This window comes from Flavobacteriales bacterium, assembly GCA_030584065.1.
Taxonomy (GTDB): domain Bacteria; phylum Bacteroidota; class Bacteroidia; order Flavobacteriales_F; family PHOS-HE28; genus PHOS-HE28.
Genome location: CP129489.1, coordinates 3,449,320 through 3,467,017, shown reverse-complemented (window position 1 = coordinate 3,467,017; position 17,698 = coordinate 3,449,320). Strand labels below are relative to the sequence as shown.

The 17,698-nt window shown below is 65.2% G+C and carries 12 protein-coding genes; 6 read left to right on the top strand and 6 right to left on the bottom strand.

Annotation, left to right across the window (positions count from 1 at the left end; translation table 11 throughout):
* Positions 1–3 precede the first annotated feature (3 nt).
* Positions 4–1,275: a sulfate adenylyltransferase subunit CysN gene (gene cysN, locus QY325_14330; protein ID WKZ65933.1), complete on the top strand. Its 1,272-nt coding sequence runs from the start codon at positions 4–6 to the stop codon at positions 1,273–1,275.
* 67 nt (positions 1,276–1,342) lie between these two features.
* Here the strand turns inward: cysN and QY325_14325 are convergent, their stop codons facing one another.
* The 5 genes from QY325_14325 to ruvA form a co-directional block, all read right to left on the bottom strand.
* Positions 1,343–2,008 (bottom strand): energy transducer TonB, encoded by a 666-nt coding sequence (locus QY325_14325; protein WKZ65932.1) that lies wholly within the window; start codon positions 2,006–2,008, stop codon positions 1,343–1,345.
* Between the two features lie 71 nt (positions 2,009–2,079).
* On the bottom strand, positions 2,080–2,397 hold the full coding sequence (locus QY325_14320) for a VanZ family protein (protein ID WKZ65931.1): 318 nt from the start codon (positions 2,395–2,397) through the stop codon (positions 2,080–2,082).
* Between the two features lie 67 nt (positions 2,398–2,464).
* On the bottom strand, positions 2,465–2,845 hold the full coding sequence (gcvH, locus tag QY325_14315) for a glycine cleavage system protein GcvH (protein WKZ65930.1): 381 nt from the start codon (positions 2,843–2,845) through the stop codon (positions 2,465–2,467).
* A 128-nt stretch (positions 2,846–2,973) separates the two neighbouring features.
* Entirely contained in the window at positions 2,974–10,215 is a 7,242-nt protein-coding gene (gene sprA / locus QY325_14310) for a cell surface protein SprA (protein WKZ65929.1), read from the bottom strand.
* Between the two features lie 26 nt (positions 10,216–10,241).
* The gene (ruvA, locus tag QY325_14305; GenBank protein ID WKZ65928.1) at positions 10,242–10,853 is read right to left on the bottom strand and encodes a Holliday junction branch migration protein RuvA; all 612 of its coding nucleotides are present in this window, start codon (positions 10,851–10,853) and stop codon (positions 10,242–10,244) included.
* 153 nt (positions 10,854–11,006) lie between these two features.
* On the opposite strand from ruvA, the gene QY325_14300 reads away from it, so the two are divergent.
* Positions 11,007–11,705, top strand: a complete 699-nt coding sequence (locus QY325_14300) for an NAD-dependent deacylase (GenBank protein ID WKZ65927.1) — start codon at positions 11,007–11,009, stop codon at positions 11,703–11,705.
* Here QY325_14300 and QY325_14295 read toward each other — a convergent pair.
* On the bottom strand, positions 11,702–12,457 hold the full coding sequence (locus QY325_14295) for a T9SS type A sorting domain-containing protein (protein ID WKZ65926.1): 756 nt from the start codon (positions 12,455–12,457) through the stop codon (positions 11,702–11,704). The two genes, QY325_14300 and QY325_14295, sit on opposite strands and share 4 nt — an antisense overlap.
* A gap of 264 nt (positions 12,458–12,721) precedes the next feature.
* Here QY325_14295 and QY325_14290 point away from each other — a divergent pair, with 264 nt between their 5' ends.
* The 4 genes from QY325_14290 to QY325_14275 all read left to right on the top strand — a co-directional run bounded on the left by QY325_14290 (position 12,722) and on the right by QY325_14275 (position 17,603).
* Positions 12,722–14,443, top strand: a complete 1,722-nt coding sequence (locus tag QY325_14290) for a T9SS type A sorting domain-containing protein (protein WKZ65925.1) — start codon at positions 12,722–12,724, stop codon at positions 14,441–14,443.
* A gap of 99 nt (positions 14,444–14,542) precedes the next feature.
* Positions 14,543–15,037, top strand: a complete 495-nt coding sequence (locus tag QY325_14285) for a TlpA disulfide reductase family protein (protein WKZ65924.1) — start codon at positions 14,543–14,545, stop codon at positions 15,035–15,037.
* Positions 15,038–15,092: 55 nt separating this feature from the next.
* A complete protein-coding gene (locus tag QY325_14280; GenBank protein ID WKZ67990.1) occupies positions 15,093–16,736 on the top strand; it encodes a DUF6029 family protein in 1,644 nt (547 codons plus the stop codon).
* Positions 16,737–16,739: 3 nt separating this feature from the next.
* Positions 16,740–17,603, top strand: coding sequence for an Omp28 family outer membrane lipoprotein (locus QY325_14275; protein ID WKZ65923.1), 864 nt, complete (start codon positions 16,740–16,742; stop codon positions 17,601–17,603).
* Positions 17,604–17,698 lie beyond the last annotated feature (95 nt).

Sequence of the window (17,698 nt, the reverse complement as noted above, 5' to 3'; positions counted from 1 at the left end):
ATAATGAAAGACAGTTCGACCCACGGCTACCTGGACATGGACCTGCTCCGCTTCACCACGGCGGGCAGCGTGGACGACGGCAAGAGCACCCTGATCGGGCGCCTGCTCTACGACACCAAGCAGATCTTCGAGGACCAGCTGGAGGCGGTGGAGCGCGCGAGCGCCAAGCGCGGCAGCGGCGAGGTGGACCTGTCGCTGCTCACGGACGGGCTCCGCGCCGAGCGCGAACAGGGCATCACCATCGATGTGGCCTACCGCTACTTCGCCACGCCCAAGCGGAAGTTCATCATCGCCGATACGCCGGGCCACATCCAGTACACACGCAACATGGTCACGGGCGCCAGCACGGCCAACCTGGCGATCATCCTCGTGGACGCGCGCAAGGGCATCCTGGAGCAGACCTGTCGCCACAGCTTCATCGCCTCGCTGCTCGGCATCCCGCACGTGGTGTTCTGCATCAACAAGATGGACCTGGTTGACTACGACGAGGCCACTTTCACCCGCATCCAGAAGGAACTGGAGGACTTCAGCAGCAAGCTGGAGGTGCGCGACATCCGCTACATCCCCATCAGCGCGCTGAAGGGCGACAACGTAGTGGAGCGCAGCACGAACATGCCGTGGTACCAGGGCCCCACGCTCATGTACCTGCTGGAGAACGTCCACATCGCCGGCGACCTCAACCACATCGATCGCCGCTTCCCCGTGCAATACGTGGTGCGGCCCATGACCGATGAGTGGCATGACTTCCGCGGTTTCGCCGGGCGCGTGGCCGGAGGCGTCTTCCGCAAGGGCGACCCGATCCAGGTGCTTCCGAGCGGATTCCAGAGCGCCATCAAGAGCATCCACATCGGCGAGCGCGAGGTGGAGGAATGCTTCGCGCCGCAGAGCGCGGTGATCGCGCTGAACGACGAGATCGACATCAGCCGCGGCGACATGCTGGTGAGCCCGAACAATGTGCCCGAGAGCAGCCAGGACGTGGACGTGATGCTGTGCTGGTTCAACGAGCGCCCGCTCCAGCCCGGCGGCAAGTACGCCCTCAAGCACACCGGCCGCGATGCACGGTGCATGGTGAAGGAGGTGAAGTACAAGATGGACATCAGCACCCTGCACAAGGCGGAGGACAACACCATCCGCATGAACGACATCGGCCGGGTCCAGCTCCGCACAACGGTGCCCCTGCACTTCGACAAGTACCAGCGCAACCGCTACACCGGCAGCCTCATCCTCATCGACGAGGCCACCAACGAAACGGTGGCCGCCGGCATGATCGTGTGAGTCACGCAAGCGCTAAAAGCGAAGGCCCCGGTGAGTCGGGGCCTTCATCATTCCATGGGGCAGGCGATCACCGCAGGGTGAACTTGATGGGCAGCGTGAACTGCACGCGCACGGATTTGCCGCGCTGCTTGCCGGGCTTCCAGGCGGGCATGGCCTTCACCACCCGGATGGCCTCCTCGTCGCAGCCGCCGCCGATGCCGCGCAGCACCTTCACGTCCTTGATCTTGCCGTCCTTGTCCACCTCGAAGGTGAGGAAGACGGTGCCGCTGATGCCCGCGTCCTGGGCCATCTGGGGGTACTTGATGGCCTTGGCCAGGTACTTCCTCATCTCGAGTTCGCCGCCGGGGTACTCGGGCATCTCCTCAACGATGGTGAAGATCTGCTCCTCCACCACCTCCTCCTCGCGCTGCACGGGGGCCTCCACCACCGTCTCCTCGTTCACCTCGGTATCGATCACCTCGGTCTCCTCCACCTCCTCCTCATCATCGACGATCTCGATGATCTGCGTAGGGGCGGGCGGCGGGGGCGGTGGGGGCGGCGGGGTGGCGCTAGGCGGAATCACCTCCTCCTCGAGCAGGTCGAGCTCCAACTGGCCCAAGCCCTCGAGCTTCTCCTCGAAGGTGGTCCACTCGAACGCCACCAGCGTGATGGCCAGTGCCGTGAGCAATCCGATGAGCAGCAAGCTGCCCTTGCGCTTCTCCAGGTCGACTTCGGGGTTCTTGCGGACTTCCATGGCGGTCGTTTCTTGGCTGTACACCTCGGGGCGACAGCGGTTCAAAGCTACGCAACGGCGCGATCGGGTGCCTACCGGCCCTTGGGCCGCCGGTACCGGTCCCAGAGCCAGCCCAGGCCGCACCCCGCGGTATTGGCCAGCAGGTCATTGAGGTCGCCCCGGCGCCCCAGGGCAGGCAGCTGCTGCATGAGCTCCAGAAGCCCCCCATAGGCGATGCAGGTCGCCACGGCCCACAGGATCGCCGGAACCGAAAGGGGGGCTCCGCCGGCATGGGCACGCAGGCCCAGCAGCACCAAGACCGCCAGCACGGCGAAGAGCCCGGCATGCACCGCCTTGTCCACGCTGAGGAGGTCGGCCCAATGCCAAGCGGGCAGGGCGCGGCCCGGCATCAGGCATAGCACAAGGATGAGCAGGGCCCACGCGAAGGCCCAGCGCAAGGCCCGCACCATGGGGCGTTCAGGCGCCCACCAAGGCCTTGTATTGCTCGGCGCTGAGCAGGTCGGCCGCCTGGCCGGGGTCGCTGAGCTTCACGCGCACCATCCAGCCGGCACCGTAGGGATCCTTGTTCACGCTGGCCGGATCATCCGCCAGGCCGGGGTTCACCTCGGACACGGTGCCGCTCACCGGCATGAACAGGTCGCTGACGGTCTTCACGGCCTCCACGGTGCCGAACACCGCCTCCCGGTCGAGCGCCTGCCCCACCGAGCCGATGTCCACGAAGACGATGTCGCCGAGCTCGCCCTGGGCGAAGTCGGTGATGCCCACTACAGCCTCATCGCCTTCGATGCGCAGCCATTCGTGGTCCTTGGTGTACTTCAGATCGGCGGGGATGTTCATGGGGAATCCGGTTGTCGGGTTGATGGTTGTCGGCGGCCCGTGCGGCGATGCCGTTGGTCCGCGGCGGCCGAAAGTAGAAACGAAGCCCGAATGGCCACCTGCCCATCGGCAGGCGCGGTGCGCCGGCCTCACTCCGCGAGGGTGAAGCGCAGGCTGATGCCGAAGTTGGTGTTGGCGCTGGGGAACGAGGTGGTGATCACCGGGGTATTCACCACCCGCTCGTAGAAGAGGCGCACGTTGAGGCGCTGGTTCAGCACATAGTCGGCGCTGGTCTTGATGGAAAGCACCTTCTGGCCTGCGGTGAGCTGGTTCTGGCGCTCCTCCATCTTGCGAATGACGGTGAAGTTGTCGCGCAGGCTCAGGTCGACCCGCAGGTTGAGGTCGCTGTTGGGCTTCTTGGCACCGACGGAGAACGGCAGCTTCACGTTCTTGAAGCGGTAGCCGGTGCCCACCACGTACTCGATCCCCCGGGCCTCGGTGATCTGGTAGTTGGAGAGGCTCAGGCTCAGGTTGCGGTCGCGGTTGTACTCGACCTTGGCGAGGAGGCCGTTCTTCAGCGTGGCGTCGAAGCCCATGAGCGGGCGCATGGCCTCCTGCACCGTCACCACGGTGATCTGCCGCTCGGGGATGTAGTTGCCAGCCGCATCCACGGCATTCTGCCCGGGCACGAAGAGCATGTTGGTCTGGAAGCTGGCGATGTTGAAGCTGCTCCGGTAGCTGTTCTTCAGGGTGAAGGTCCGGAACCACTTGGCGAACATCGGGATCTTGGTGAGCCCGTCGTAGGTGATGTCCCAGTTGGGCATCGGCGTCTGCTTGAACGGATTCAGCTTCACCTTGTCCACGGGCCGGCCGGTGTAAGCGGCGAGGAACGCGGGGATCACCACGTCCTGGTTGGTGGGGCCGTACCCGGTGTAGTAGCCGGTGGCAGGGTCGAGCTGCGACTGGGTGTTCTCCGCCCCCAGGCGCCCGCTCACCACGGCCCGCTGGGCGAGCAGTTCCTGGAACACGGCGTTCACCGCGTTGCCGTCGTCCTTCACGAAGGCGGTGCGCCAGGTGAGCATGCTCACGCTGAAGCTGCCCGTCTCATTGGGGCTGTCGTTCACGTAGTCGCCCAGGTCATTGTTCCAGCGGAAGAAGGAGCGTCGGTTCTCCGCCATGGTGCGATTGGCGGTGAGTTCCACGCGCATGCCCTTGAACGGCTCCAGCGAGAGCCGCGCGCTGATGTTCTCGTTCCGCGTGGTGGTGTAGGGGTTGAAGATGGAAGGGGTGCGCACCAGCCAGCCGCGCTGGGACGCCGTGCGGGCGAAGTCGCGGACGGGCTCGCCCGCCAGGTCGGTGTTCTGCTCGCCCAGGATGAAGCCGAGCCCCGGAGCGCCGAAGTTGTCCATGCCCACGATGTTCGTCTTGCGATCGTAGCCGGGCAGCAGGGTGCCATTGGTCTGGCTGTAGGTGATGGAGCCCGTGCGGATGGCCATCATCACGCGGGCCAGGGCCTCCAGCACATTCACCTTCTCCTTGGGCTTCTTGTCCTCCTCCTCATCCTTCCTGGGCCGCACGCCGTCTCGGGCCGGGGTGGTAGCCGGCTTGGCGGGGCGGCCCTTGGCCTTGTCGTTGATCTTCTTCAGCCACTTGCTCTTGTTGTAGAGGCTCACGAAGTTGAACTGGCCGCTGAGCGAGATGTTGCGCGAGTTCTGGATCACGTGGCCCAGGGTATCCTGCGTGAAGGGCGCGCGGTCCCACTGGTAGCCGGCGGTGTAGCTGGCGTTGGACGTGATCCAGTCGGTGAGCGGCAGCTTGTCGAGGGGCAGCGTGTAGGTAAGCGCAACGGTGTGGTCGTACCGCGTCACCTCGCCGAAGCTGCGCAGGCTGGTGAGCACGCTGTCCTTCCAGAGGGCGTACTCATCCTTGAACTTCGGGTTCACGCGGCCGGGGGTCTCGCCCACCACGGCCAGGTTGTTGGCGTTGAAGTCGAGCTTCAGCGAACGGGTGATGTCGTACTTGAAGCCGTACTGGCTCACCCAGTTGAAGTTCTTGTTGTACATGGGCCGCGGCGGCAGCGACTCGATGTCGGGGTTGGGGCGCACGAGGCGCTCCAGGTACTGGCGGTCCATGCTGGTGCGCATGCTCACCTGCTTGAAGCCGAGGTTGACGTTGAAGTCCTTGAAGGCCTTGAGCCACTTGCTCTTGCCCACGAAGCCGATGCCCTTGAACGGCTCGATGACCAACGGCTTGGGCGCGAACTGGTAGGCCAGGCTGCCGCGGTAGGTGCGGGTGTTCTCGTACGCGGTGTTCACGTCGAAGTACTCCTGGTCGGTGTAGCTGTAGGAGAGTGCGAGGTTCTCCACATCCCACAGCCGCTCCTTCTTCCCTTCCGCCCGCTCCTTGCGCACGTTGGTGAAGTTGAGGCTGCGCCTCCGGGTGTAGGTGCGCGACTGCTTCAGGCGCTCCTTGCGCTCCTCGCGCGAGAGCGCGCGGGTGGCATCGTTCCATTCGATGTCCGGGTTGAGCGGGTCGAACTGCGGGTTACGGACCTCCTCGCTATAGCCCATGTACATGGGGATGCGCACCTTGGAGCTCTCGGGCAGGAACTTGCCCATCTCCAGGTTGGCGCTCACATCCACGCCGTAGCGGGTCTCGCGCTGGCGCTCGCTCACGCGCTTGTCGATGCTGCCCCAGAAGGGGGTGCTGTAATTGGCGGCCACGCTCACCGTACCGAGGTCGGCGAGCTGGGCGTTCACCCGGGCCACGGCCGCCCATCCACCGCGCTGGTCGAAGTCCGTGAGGCGCAGCTCGTTCACCCAGACTTCCACGCATTGGGGCAGGCCGTTGTCCGCGGCCCAAGGGTTCGACTCCTCCCCGTCGCGCTTGGGGTTGCGGATGCCGATCATGATGGACCGCAGCTGGCTCAGGTTGGGGCTGCCCTTGATGAACACGCGGCGGTTGCCATCGGTGCCGGCGTAGCGCAGGTTGCGCGGGAAGCCGCTCTGGTCGCGCAGGATCTTCAGGTCGTTGAGCTTGGCGAACTCGATGATCATGTCGTTCGCCTCGGGCCACACGTTGTAGGGGTCGTTGTTGAAGGGCGTGCTCAGCGTGACCGGTACCTCGTACTCGTAGTAGTTGGCGTCGAGGTCGTTGCCGATGCGGACGAAGACGCTCACGTCCCCGAAGGCCGCGGGGTTCCCCAGGTCAGATGATTCGGCGTGGATGAACATGCGCAGCTTCTTGTAGCTGCGGATGTCGAACTGCACGTTGCGGAAGGCCGCGCGCGCATCGCCGTCGCGCAGGTTGCACACCTTCAGCTGCAGGCTCTGCTCGTTGAGGTTGCGCAGGTTCGCGCTGGCCACGTCCACCTCCTTGTTGATGCCCGGGGGCAGCACGTAGTTGATCGGGTAGCGGGTGCCGTTCTCCTCGATGTTCACGGCGGCCACGGCGAAGGTGGTGGGGTCCGGGTCGCCGCCGGGCACCTCGCCCGGGGCCTCCAGGCCCTGCTCGTACTTGCGCCATTCGCCGCGCACGAACTCCAGGCGCGCGAAGCGCAGGGTGGCCTGCTGCTGCCAGCCGTGCAGGTACATGCGCATGAAGCGGATGCTGCGGAAGTCCTGGATGCCGTTGATCACCTCGGTGGGCTGGCGAACCGGGATCTTGAACTGGTACCAGTACACCTGCTTGGTGCCGGCCGGGGTGGACGCCTCGGCCAGGATGCGGTCGGTGATGAAGTTCCGGCCGACCACCATGTCCTGCGGACGGAGCGGGATGGCGTAGTGGAAATAGCTCTCGCCCTCGGCCAGGTTCTGGTCTAGGTTGATGTCCTCCGTGGTGGGGATTACCGTCTGCTGGGTGGGGTAGTCCTCCGGGCTGTCCTCGTCGGTGACGCTGTTGCCCTCGGGATTGTTGAAGCGCTTGTAGCGCTCCAGGATGTCGGCTTGCCTGCTGTCGAGCGCGGCGCCGCGGAAGAAGCTGTAATCATCGCTGCTGGGGTCGGCCACGATGCGGTTGTAGGCCACCGGGTCGGTCACCGCTCCTGAAACCTGGGTGAGGTAGTCGTCGAAGAAGATCTGCTCGTTGCGCTGCGAATTGTCCTGCTGCGCACTGGCGAGGCCGTCGAGGCCCACGTCCTGGAAGCGGTTGCTGTTGCTCTGTAGCAGGGCGAAGGCGTTCACCACGTTCTGGGTGGTGGGCACCACGCCCCAAGTGGTCTCGTCCGTGGGCGATGAGAAGTCGTTCAGGTCCTTGGGCAGCCCGTTCTCGAAGGCCTTGCGCCCGTCGCGCAGCACATCCTCGCTGATGTTGCCCAGGTCGAAGTAGAGCCATCCGCCGGTGCTGTTCTGGCTGTCCTCGTTGCTGGCGCCGAAGACGCCCTCCTGGAAGGGGTCCATCAGCCAGAACTGGATGCTCTCGATGTTGCTGCTCTCGAAATCGGTGGTGGTGATCCTGCGCATGATCCCCGCCCAGTTGTTCTCGGGATCGTTGAAGGTGCCATCAGGATTGAGCCGATTGGGGTCGGTCTCGTAATTGTACGGGCCCCGCTCATCGGGATAGTAGGTGAGGTCGAGCACCGGGATGTTGTTGGGGGTTCCCGCAGGGAGCTGGCGGAAGGGGAACACCTCGTTCTCGAGCACTTCGCGCATACGATGGTCGCTGCGCATCTGGGCATCGTTGGCGATGTGGGAGGGGGTGAGGTTGTTGTTGCGGAAGAAGAGCGGGTCGATGACGTACCAGCTGAGCTGCGCACGGCGGAAGCCCGATCCGAGGTCGTTCACGAGCGAGCCCTCGGGGAAGAGGCTGATGTTCTGCGGCGTGCTGGCATGGAACCACAGGCTCTGCGTGCGCAGGTCGATCACGCTTACGCTGCCCTCGAAGTCGTCCACGTAGCTGGTGCCGGCGTTGCCGATGGCGCGGCTGTGGCCGGGGATGAGGTAGGCGCCCTCGACGCTGGCGGTGATGCTGCTCTCCTCCTTGGTGGCGTAGAAGGGCAGCTTGTCCACCAGGTTGGTGAGCCACTGCGAGCGGGTCTGCCAGTTGGCATCGAGGCCCACGATGGTATTGCTGATGGGCTCCTCGCCCACGTTCACCTTCTGGGTCAGCGGGCGCTCGTAAAGGTTCATCACCGTGCCGCCGATCACCAGGTCCTTGCTGATGGTGTAATCGAAGCGCGCGCCGGCCAGCGTGCGTGTCTGGATGCTGAAGAGGGAGTTGCTCTCAAGGGCGATGTTCACCGGCGTGCCGCTCTCCAGGATGCCCTGGTTCAGGATCCGCACGCGGCCCAGGTTGTAGTCCACCGTGTAGTCCTGGTTCTCCACCAGCCGCACCCCGCCGGCGGTGACCACCACGCTGCCCTGGGGGATGTTGACCGCATTGAGGTTGATGACATCGCTGCTGGCGCTGCGGTAGCTGCCCTTGAGCTTGAAGCGGTTCAGCTCAGGGATGTTCTGCGCGGCGATCTTGGTGCTGTCGTAGAGCTGCTGGTAGACGATGGTGCGCCGCACCTCGGGCGGCTGGATCGGCGAGGCCGGGTTGGGGCCGATGAGCTGTCGGTCGAGGTAGCTGCCGAAGGGCTCCAGGACCGGGAAGTAGACGCGCCCGTTCTGGGTGTTGATGGTCCCCCCGGTGGTGGCGGCGCCATCGATGAAGTCGAACCAGCCGTCAGGGTTGGGGGCGTTGTTGGGGTCGAGCCGGTCCATGCCCACCGTCTGGAGCAGCGGGATCTGGTCCACCGGCGCTCGGGGCACGTAATTGATGTCCACGCCGGTGGTGGGGTTGTTGTACACCACCTCCAGGCGGAAGTTCTCGCGGTTCACCTGGAAGGCGCCGAGCGAATACACGTTCTTCATCATCAGGTCCCACAGCGGCAGCCGCGGGTTGGTGATGGTGGCCTTCAGCAGGCGCAGGATGAGCGCATCGGGCGGGCTGATGCCGTCGGTGCTGAACTCGCCCACCTGGAAGGTCTGCCCATCGAGGGTGTACTGGAAGGCCACGGCGAGCACCTCATCGTTATTGAGCTGCTGGTTGAGGGTGATGAAGCCCAGCCGGGTGTTGAGCGTGTACTCGTTGGGGCCCAGCAGGCGGGCGCTCTCGAGCTTCTCGAAATGGCGCGCGGGCTGCAGGCCCAGCGCCTGGAGCGCGCCGCTGGCATTGACGAAGCTGCGGATGCCGGCGTTGGCGCTCACCGTGGCGTAGAGGCTGTTGGCGGCATTGTCGGCGAAGGCGCCGGGGGCATCCAGCAGCAGACCGGGGGGCATATCGGCGCTCACGCGGCCGGCGGCCACCGAGGCAGGGCTGGCGTCCTCGCCGAGGTCGGTGAAGGCCACGATGTTGCGGTTCTGCTGGTAGTCCTGCCGCATGTTGGTCACCCACACCTCCACGCGGGTGATCTGCACGCCGCTGTTCACCGTGGGCAGCGTGCGCAACGCATTCTCGTACTGCTCGCGGAAGGCGTAGCTGAGGAAGTAGTGCTTGTTGGCCTCGTACTCGTCCGCCTTGATATCGAAGTTGGTGGTCTGCGCCCCTCCCTGGGTCTGCACGTTGCGGCGCTGGCCCTTCTCCTGGCTGAAGATGGCGGTTGTGGTGAGCCGCCCGAACTTGAGCTGGGTCTTGAGGCCGAAGAGGCTCTGGCTGCCTTGGATCAGCGTGCCGCGCAGGGGCAGGCTCACATTGCCGGCCTCGATCTTCTGGATGATCTCGTCCTCGTAGCCGGTGTAGTCGAGCTTCACCTGGTTCTCGAAGTCGAAGGTGGCCTGTGTGTTGTAGTTGGTGGTGATCTTCAGCTTCTCCCCGATGCTGCCCATCAGGTTGAGCTGGATGCGCTGATCGAAGTTGAAGGTGGTGATCCGCCGCTGGTCCACCGGGATGCGCGGGTTGTCCGTGCGGCTGATGTTGAGCCCGAAGATGATCTCCGCAGAGCCGCGGGGCTTGATGTCGATGGTGTTGCCGCCGAAGATCCGGTCGAAGGCCTTGCCGCGCACCTTCAGCACGGGGATGAGGCTCTTCTGCGCCACCTCGCTCTCCTGCTCCACGCGATCGAGCCAATACGTCTTCATGGAACGCTCCATGTCGTACTCCAGGTACTCCTCCAGCGTCATGCTCATGGGCGGCCGGTAGTCGAAGCTCCCGCCCACGGTGCTCTGCATGATGTACTGCCCGGTCACCGGGTCGTAGGTCACCTCGTTCTGGATGTTCTCCGGGTCGCCCAGGTTCACCATGCCGCCGCTCGGGGCACCGGGCGCCACGGGATCGGTGATGGGGTACACGAGGTCGACCTCCGGGGTGTCGACCTGCAGCACCACGCCGGCCTCGGCCTCGGCGCCGGCGAGCAGGAGCACGGCCAGCGCGCACAGGCGCAGTGCCAGGCACCAAGCGCCATGGAACCGCACGGAGCGGAAGTAGTGAACGGCCCGGATCACAGGTTCTTCAAGGTCAGCTTGATCAACTCTTCCAAGGGCGGAGGTTCCGATCCGCGCTCGCTCAACACGCCTTGCAGGGCCCGTTCGGCCTTCGCCCGGTCCAAGCCGAGCGAGACCAGGGCCGATAACGCCTCGGCACGGAGCGTATTGCCTCCGGGGGCCGGTGCGCCCACGCCGACAGGCTCGGCGCCAAGCCCCAACTTGCCCTGCAGCTCAGCGATGATCCGCTGCGCCAGCTTGGGGCCAATGCCCTTGATGCCCTTCAGCGCCCCTTCGTCGCCGAGCAGGATCGCCGAACGCACCGCATCGGGCTCACGCGCTCCCAGGATGGCCAGGCCAAGGGTGGCGCTCACGCCCTGCACCTCGATCAGGCGCCGGAACAGCTGCCGCTCATCGGCCAACAGGAAACCGAACAAGCGGTGCTCGCTGCTGCCTGAGCGGACGTCCACCGAAACGCTGTAATGGATGAAGAGCCGGCAGCGACCGCTCGCTGGCAGGCGCTGCAGCACGGCCCCGGGCACATGCACCAGGTAGCCCACGCCATGGCAGTCCACCACCACGTGGTCCGTGCCGCGCTCCAATAGCTCTCCGTTCAGGCTGTCGATCATCCTGTCCCTTCGATGGCGTATAGGGTCTTACAAAGGGGGTAGAGAGCGCTCGATGGGCAGGCGGGTTGGCCGGGGGCTCCGGAATGAAGGGCCCGAAAATACATGGATCGCCCCAACCGGCGAAGCCCCGACCCACAAGCCTACCTTCGATGCATGGAGCGCCCCTGCATCGTGGTCTTCTCCGGCGCCGGCATCAGTGCCGAGAGCGGCCTCCGCACCTTCCGCGACAGCGATGGGCTGTGGGAGGAGCACCGCATCGAGGATGTGGCCACGCCGGAGGCTTGGGCGCGCGAACCGCAACGGGTGCTGCGATTCTATGACCAGCGCCGGGCGCAGGTCCTGGCGGCCGAGCCCAATGCGGCGCACCGGGCCATCGCCCGGCTCGAGGAGCGCTACCGCGTGGAGGTGATCACCCAGAACATCGACGACCTGCATGAGCGCGCCGGCAGCTCCCGGGTGCTGCACCTGCACGGGGAAATCCGCAAGGCGCGGAGCACGGCCCGCCCCTCGCTCATCACGCCGATCAACGGCGCATCACTACGCTGGGGCGAGCGGTGCGCGCTGGGATCCCAACTTCGCCCCCACATCGTGTGGTTCGGCGAGGAAGTGCCGCTCATGCCAACGGCCATCGCACTGATGGGACAGGCGGACCGGGTGCTCGTCGTGGGAACTTCCTTGGCGGTGTACCCGGCAGCAGCGCTTGTGCATCATGCGCCACGGCAGGCGCCGATGACCCTCGTGGACCCGAAGCCGGCGGAGGTGCGCCGCGCAGGGCTCCATGTGGTTGCTGCAACCGCAACCCTTGGAGTGCCGCCCTTGGTGCAGCGTTGGCTGGTGGAGGCCGGGAACTAGCGGGCCACGATCAGGCGCCGCGTGGCCAGCACACGGCCATCGCGCTCCAGGCTCACGAAGTACACCCCAGCGGTCCACTGGCTGGCCGGGAGCACCATGCGGCCCTGCGCCCCGAGCACCGACAGGCGCTTCTGGGTGGCACCGAGCATGTCGCGCACCACGAGCTGCGTGCCGGCAGCGGTGCGATCGAGGCTGAACTCCAGCTGGATATCCTGACCCACGGCTGGAACCGGGTAGGCATCCAACCGGGCTGCTGCGCGCACCGACTCCTCGATGCCCACGAAGCCCACGTTGAAGGTGATGTCCACATAAGCCGTGTCGCTGGAGTTGGCCGTGTTGTACCACACATAGCGGTAGGTGCTCTGGCCGGCCTGGCCCTGGGGCATGTGGTAGGCGTGGAAATTGTCGAGTTCCACGCCGGGCGCCATGGAGAGCACGGCCTCCTGGCCCGCGTTGAAGACCGGATACTGGCCGGCATCCCATTCATCGTAGCAAACGCCCCAGCAGAAATAGTTGCGCGTTCCGGTCTGCGCGCTGATCTCGTAGCGGCGCATGTTCACGTTGATCGTGGTGGAACCATTGCGTGTGGCCCGCAGGCTCTGCGTAAGGAGGCTGGCATCGGAAGTGCCGTTGTGCACCACCGTGGTTCCATTGACCACCTGCCCCTGTTCCGTGGTGATGGTGATGAATTGCGCCTGCGCGGAGGCGGCGATGAGGGAGGCGGAGAAAAGGAGCGCGTATCGATTCTTCATGGTCATCCGGGCTTATCAACGGCCGGAAGCCCCTTGCGGGAATTCCATGCCACCGATGTAGGCAAAGGTAGGCGGATGCCCCGACCCGGAGGCCACCGTTGCTCACTCCCGGCAATGCCGTTGCGGCCGCGTAGGATCCCAACCCGGCGGGGATCGATGCCCAACAGTGTCGGAGAAGCGGCCGCTACTTTGGCGCTCCTTCAAACACCGGCACGCACGTTCAGGTGCGGCCGCATCCCCCAGTTGCGAACAAAACCCAACACCATGCAGAAGACGCTACGCTTCCTACCCTTCGCCACGGCCCTGGCCTTCAGCGCCCAGGCGACGGCCCAGTGCCCTGGTGGGCAGACCGAGGTGACGGTGAACATCACCACCGACCGCTACGGCGATGAGACCACCTGGAGCCTCACAGGCCTCGGCGGCTCTCCCGTTTATGCATCGGGCGGCCCGTACCAGCTCGCGGCCGCCAATGGCGCTTACGACCAGGCCCCGGTGACGGCCTGCGTGCCCAACGGCCCGGTCCTCGTCTTCACCATCAACGACGCCTACGGTGATGGCATGTGCTGCGCCTATGGCAGCGGCTATTACAGCGTCACCGCCGGTGCCGCCACACTGGCCACCAACACCAACTTCACCGGCTCGCAGGATGTGGCCTACTTCATCACAGGCACGCAGAGCGCACTTGACCTGGCTGCGCTGACGATCAACATGCCGAACGTGGTGGCCGCCGGCAACCAAACCATCACGGGCACCATGCGCAACTTCGGCACGGCCGCAATCAACAGCTTCACGCTGAACTATACGGTCGATGGCGGCGCTGCCGTGTCGCAGCCCATCTCCGCCACGATCAATCCGGGCGCCTCCTACAACTTCAGCCACCCCACGCCGTGGAACGCCACCACCGGCAGCCACACCATCGTGGCCTGGGCCAGCAACCTCAATGGAGGCGATGACGCCAACCCGCTGAACGACCTGGCCACCAAACAGGTGAACGTGGCCACGCAATCCGCACAGCGCGTGGTGCTGATCGAGGAGTTCACGAGCTCCACCTGCGCCCCCTGCGCCAGCTTCAACAACACCTTCGACCCCTTGCTGACATCGGTGAACGCCAACGGCACGGGTTCCAACATCGCCGCCATCAAGTACCAGATGAACTGGCCCAGCCCCGGCACCGACCCCAGCTACAATCCTGACGGCGTGACCCGTCGCACCTACTACGGCGTGAGCGGCATCCCCGACTCCTACCTCAATGGCGCCTCGGTCCAGAACTCCTACGTCAACAACGCCTCCAACCTCAGCACGGAGGCGGCTGTTCCGGCGTTCGCCGCCATCAACCTCACCGCCACCTACGGCGGCAACCTGCTCACCGTCACCGCAGAGGTGACCCCCTATGCCGATTTCCCCGGCACCCACAAGCTGCACATCGCCGCCGTGGAAAGCTACTCCTACACGGGCGGAACCACCTCACAGACCCAATTCAAGCACGCCCAGCGGAAGATGCTGCCCAACGGCAGCGGCATCACCATGGCGAACCTGCAGGCCGGCATCTCGCAGTCGTTCACCCAGACCTACAGCTTCACCACGGGCGGCGTGGCCCAGGGCAACTACAATCTCTGGGGCCAGCTGGCCAACGTGAAAGTGGTGGCCTTCGTGCAGAACAGCAGCACCAAGGAGGTGCTGCAGGCGGCCTTCGTTTCGCAGCTCGCCGTGGGCATGGAGGAGAACGCGCTGAGCCGTCACCTCACGCTCTACCCCAACCCCACCGAAGGCCAGCTGAACCTGGGCTTCGACCTTCCCGCCTCCACCAATGTGCGTTTCCAGGTGGTGAACATGCTGGGTGAGCAGGTGATGAGCAGCAGCCGCAGCTTCGGCAGCGGCGCGCAGCAGCACGTGCTCGACCTCGGCGGCCTCTCCGCCGGCAGCTACTTCGTGCAGGTGGTGGCCGATGGCATGACCGCCACCCGCAAGGTGACCCTGAGCCGATAAGGCGCTGAACGATGTGAGCCGATTACGGAGGCCAGCGGTCCGGCGCGATGATTGCCTGTGACCGCTGGTCTTCCGTTTGGCCCCGAACCCGATACACTGATGATCCGCATCCTTACCGTCGCCCTTCTGATCACCACCGCCATCGCGGCTGCCGCGCAATCCACCGTACCCAGCGCTACCGTGCAGACGCTGGAGGGCAAGAAGGTGGACACCCGCAGCTTCAGCAATGATGGCAAGCCCATCATCATCAACTTCTGGGCGACCTGGTGCGCGCCCTGCAAGAAGGAGCTCTCGGCCATCGCGGAGAAGTACGAGGACTGGCGGGCGAAGACGGGCGTGAAGCTCATCGCCATCTCCATCGATGATGCGCGCACCATGGCGCGGGTGAAGCCCTACGTGAGCGGGCAGGACTGGGAGTACGAGGTGTACCTCGACCCCAATGGCGACTTCAAGCGCGCGCTGAACGTGAACAACGTGCCGCACACCTTCCTGGTTGACGGGAGCGGGCGGATCGTGTACCAGCACAACAATTACGAGCCCGGCGATGAGAACGAGCTGTACCGGAAGGTGCTTGAGCTCACGGGCAAGAAGTGACAGGCACGGGATGCAACGGATGACCAGCGCACTGCGCGCCCCCGCAGCGGCAGCGATGCTCATGTTGTGCGGGATGGCCCGGGCCCAGGAAGGTGGCCAGCTGCACGGCAACTTCAGCACCGACGCCCAGTACTACAACGAGGACGAGGACATCGGCGCCATCGTGCCGCGGCAGCGGCTGGCCTACAATGCCTGGATGAACCTCATCTACACCAGCGGCAATTTCGAGGCGGGGGGGCGGTTCGAGAGCTACGAGCCCGCGCTGGCCGGCTACCCGGCCGGTCAGCCCTACGCCGGATCGGGCATCGGGTACCGGTACGCCAAGTACAAGCTCAGCGACCTGGAGGTGACGGCCGGCAATTTCTTCGAGCAGTTCGGCCAAGGGCTCGTGTTCCGCGCCTACGAAGAGCGCTACCTCGGCGTGGACAACGCCATGGACGGGGTGCGCGTGAGGTACAAGCCCTTCCGCGGCGTGTACCTCAAGGGCATCGCAGGCCGCCAACGCTTCAACTTCGACAACGGTCAGGTGAAGGGGGTGGGCCTTGTGCGCGGCGCCGATGCCGAGCTGAACCTGGCCGAGCTGCTGGACAGCGCCTGGACAGCGGCGGGCAACCTGGTGGTCGGTGGCAGCTTCGTGAGCAAGTACCAGGAGGACCGTGACCCGCTGCTAGAGCTGCCCGAGAACGTGGGCACCTGGGCGCTGCGGCTGCACTACACGAGCGCCAAGTGGGACCTCTATACCGAGTATGCCTACAAGATCAACGACCCCAATGGCAAGAACGGATTCATCTACCGGCCAGGACAAGGGCTGCTGGTGAATGCCACCTACAGCACCAAGGGCTTCGGCGCCAGCGTGGGCGCCCACAGCTTCGACAATATGTTCTACCAGAGCGACCGCGCCTCGCCCACGCCGTTCGACCTCAACATCAACTTCCTGCCGCCGCTCACCAAGCAGCACACCTACAACCTGCCCGCCACGCTCTACCCCTATGCCACACAGCCCAACGGGGAGGTGAGCGCCCAAGGCGAGGTCTTCTACAAATGGAAGAAGGGCACCCCGCTCGGGGGCAAGTACGGCACCAAGCTGGCCATCAACGGCAGCGTGGCCTATGCGCTCGACACCACCCGCCTGGGCCTTGCGGACGATACCACCGCGCGCCAAGGCTACACCTCGCGGTTCTTCACGCCGGGCGAGCGGCGCTATTTCCAGGACGTGAACATCGAGCTGCGCAAGAAGGTGAGCTCCTCCTGGGAGCTGGCCCTCACCTGGCTCAACCTGGCCTACGACATCGACATCATCCAAGGCAAGCCCGGTGAATCCGTGGTCTATGCGGACATCCTCATCCTCGAGGGCCTGCACAATTTCACCGAGCGCACTTCACTGCGCTTCGAGCTCCAGCACCTCAGCACCCGGCAGGACCAGGGCAACTGGGCCACGGCCCTCGCCGAGCTCACCTTCAGCCCGCACTGGTTCATCGCCGCCATGGACCAGTTCAACTACGTGGGCAGCGCTGCCCTGGAGGACAAGGGCAAAGAGCCCCTGCACTACCCCATCGGCTCGGTGGGCTACATCCGCGGTGGCAACCGCTTCCAGGTCAACTACGGCCGCCAGCGTGCCGGCATCTTCTGCGTGGGCGGGGTATGCCGCCAGGTACCCGCCGCCAACGGCCTTACTTTGTCCATCACCAGCACCTTCTGACCCATGCGTGCACCGATGCTCCCCTTCATCGCCGGGCTGATGCTCATGGCCGGTTGCGACTACGTGGATGAACCCGTGACCCCGCGCACCGGGAACGGCGGCACCCCCGGAGAGACGGTGAAGCGGCGCGCGCTGTTGGAGGAGTTCACCGGCCACCACTGCAACAACTGCCCTGCCTCGCACGCCGTGGCCGCCCAGCTGAAGACGGCCTACGGCGAGGACCTCATCGTGGTGGGCATGCATGCCGTGGGCAACTTCAACTCCAGCTTCATCGCGCCCCAGAGCAACCCCGATGGCAGCTACGACACCGACTTCCGCACCCCGGAGGGCCAGGCCTACGCCACCACTTTCGGCGTCAATTTCCTGCCCACGGGCATGGTGAACCGCACGGCCTTCAACAGCAGCGTCACCCAATCGAGCGCCTCCTGGGGCAGTGCCATCGACGAGATCGTGAACGAGGATGCGGCGCTGGACATCTGGATCAGTGCGCTGCAGCACGACGCCCCGTCCAACACTGTCACCGCCGAGGTGAAGGTGGCCGTGCTGGCCCCCCTCAATGGCGAGCACAACCTCACCGTGTACCTGCTGGAGGACCATGTGATCGACTGGCAGTACAACTCCCAGGCGACCCCCCCGGATGTGCCCAACTACGACCACCGCCATGTGTTCCGCAAGACGCTGGATGGGGCCTGGGGGCGGCAGCTCGTCGCCACCGCGGCGACCGTGGGCGACACCATCACCCTGTCGTACAACGGCGTGGCGATGAACCCAGCGTGGAACGCCGCCAACTGCGAGCTGGTGGCCTACGCCTACGAGGTGTCCACGAGCCGGGTGCTGCAGGCCGCGCATCGCGCCTTCGCGCCGTGAACGATCATTAACAAGCCGGGCATACCAAGCCCGGGCGGGTGCCGTTGCCCCTTGCCGTGCGGAGGGTGCGATCGTGGAAAAACCGACCGTCCCAT

Excerpts from the sequence above, each read along its gene's own strand:
- QY325_14280 (WKZ67990.1), top strand. The coding sequence starts at position 15,093 with ATGCTCATGTTGTGCGGGATGGCCCGGGCCCAGGAAGGTGGCCAGCTG.
- QY325_14300 (WKZ65927.1), top strand. The coding sequence starts at position 11,007 with ATGGAGCGCCCCTGCATCGTGGTCTTCTCCGGCGCCGGCATCAGTGCC.
- QY325_14285 (WKZ65924.1), top strand. The coding sequence starts at position 14,543 with ATGATCCGCATCCTTACCGTCGCCCTTCTGATCACCACCGCCATCGCG.
- QY325_14275 (WKZ65923.1), top strand. The coding sequence starts at position 16,740 with ATGCGTGCACCGATGCTCCCCTTCATCGCCGGGCTGATGCTCATGGCC.
- QY325_14325 (WKZ65932.1), bottom strand. The coding sequence starts at position 2,008 with ATGGAAGTCCGCAAGAACCCCGAAGTCGACCTGGAGAAGCGCAAGGGC.
- QY325_14295 (WKZ65926.1), bottom strand. The coding sequence starts at position 12,457 with ATGAAGAATCGATACGCGCTCCTTTTCTCCGCCTCCCTCATCGCCGCC.
- cysN (WKZ65933.1), top strand. The coding sequence starts at position 4 with ATGAAAGACAGTTCGACCCACGGCTACCTGGACATGGACCTGCTCCGC.
- ruvA (WKZ65928.1), bottom strand. The coding sequence starts at position 10,853 with ATGATCGACAGCCTGAACGGAGAGCTATTGGAGCGCGGCACGGACCAC.
- QY325_14290 (WKZ65925.1), top strand. The coding sequence starts at position 12,722 with ATGCAGAAGACGCTACGCTTCCTACCCTTCGCCACGGCCCTGGCCTTC.
- gcvH (WKZ65930.1), bottom strand. The coding sequence starts at position 2,845 with ATGAACATCCCCGCCGATCTGAAGTACACCAAGGACCACGAATGGCTG.
- QY325_14320 (WKZ65931.1), bottom strand. The coding sequence starts at position 2,397 with ATGCCGGGCCGCGCCCTGCCCGCTTGGCATTGGGCCGACCTCCTCAGC.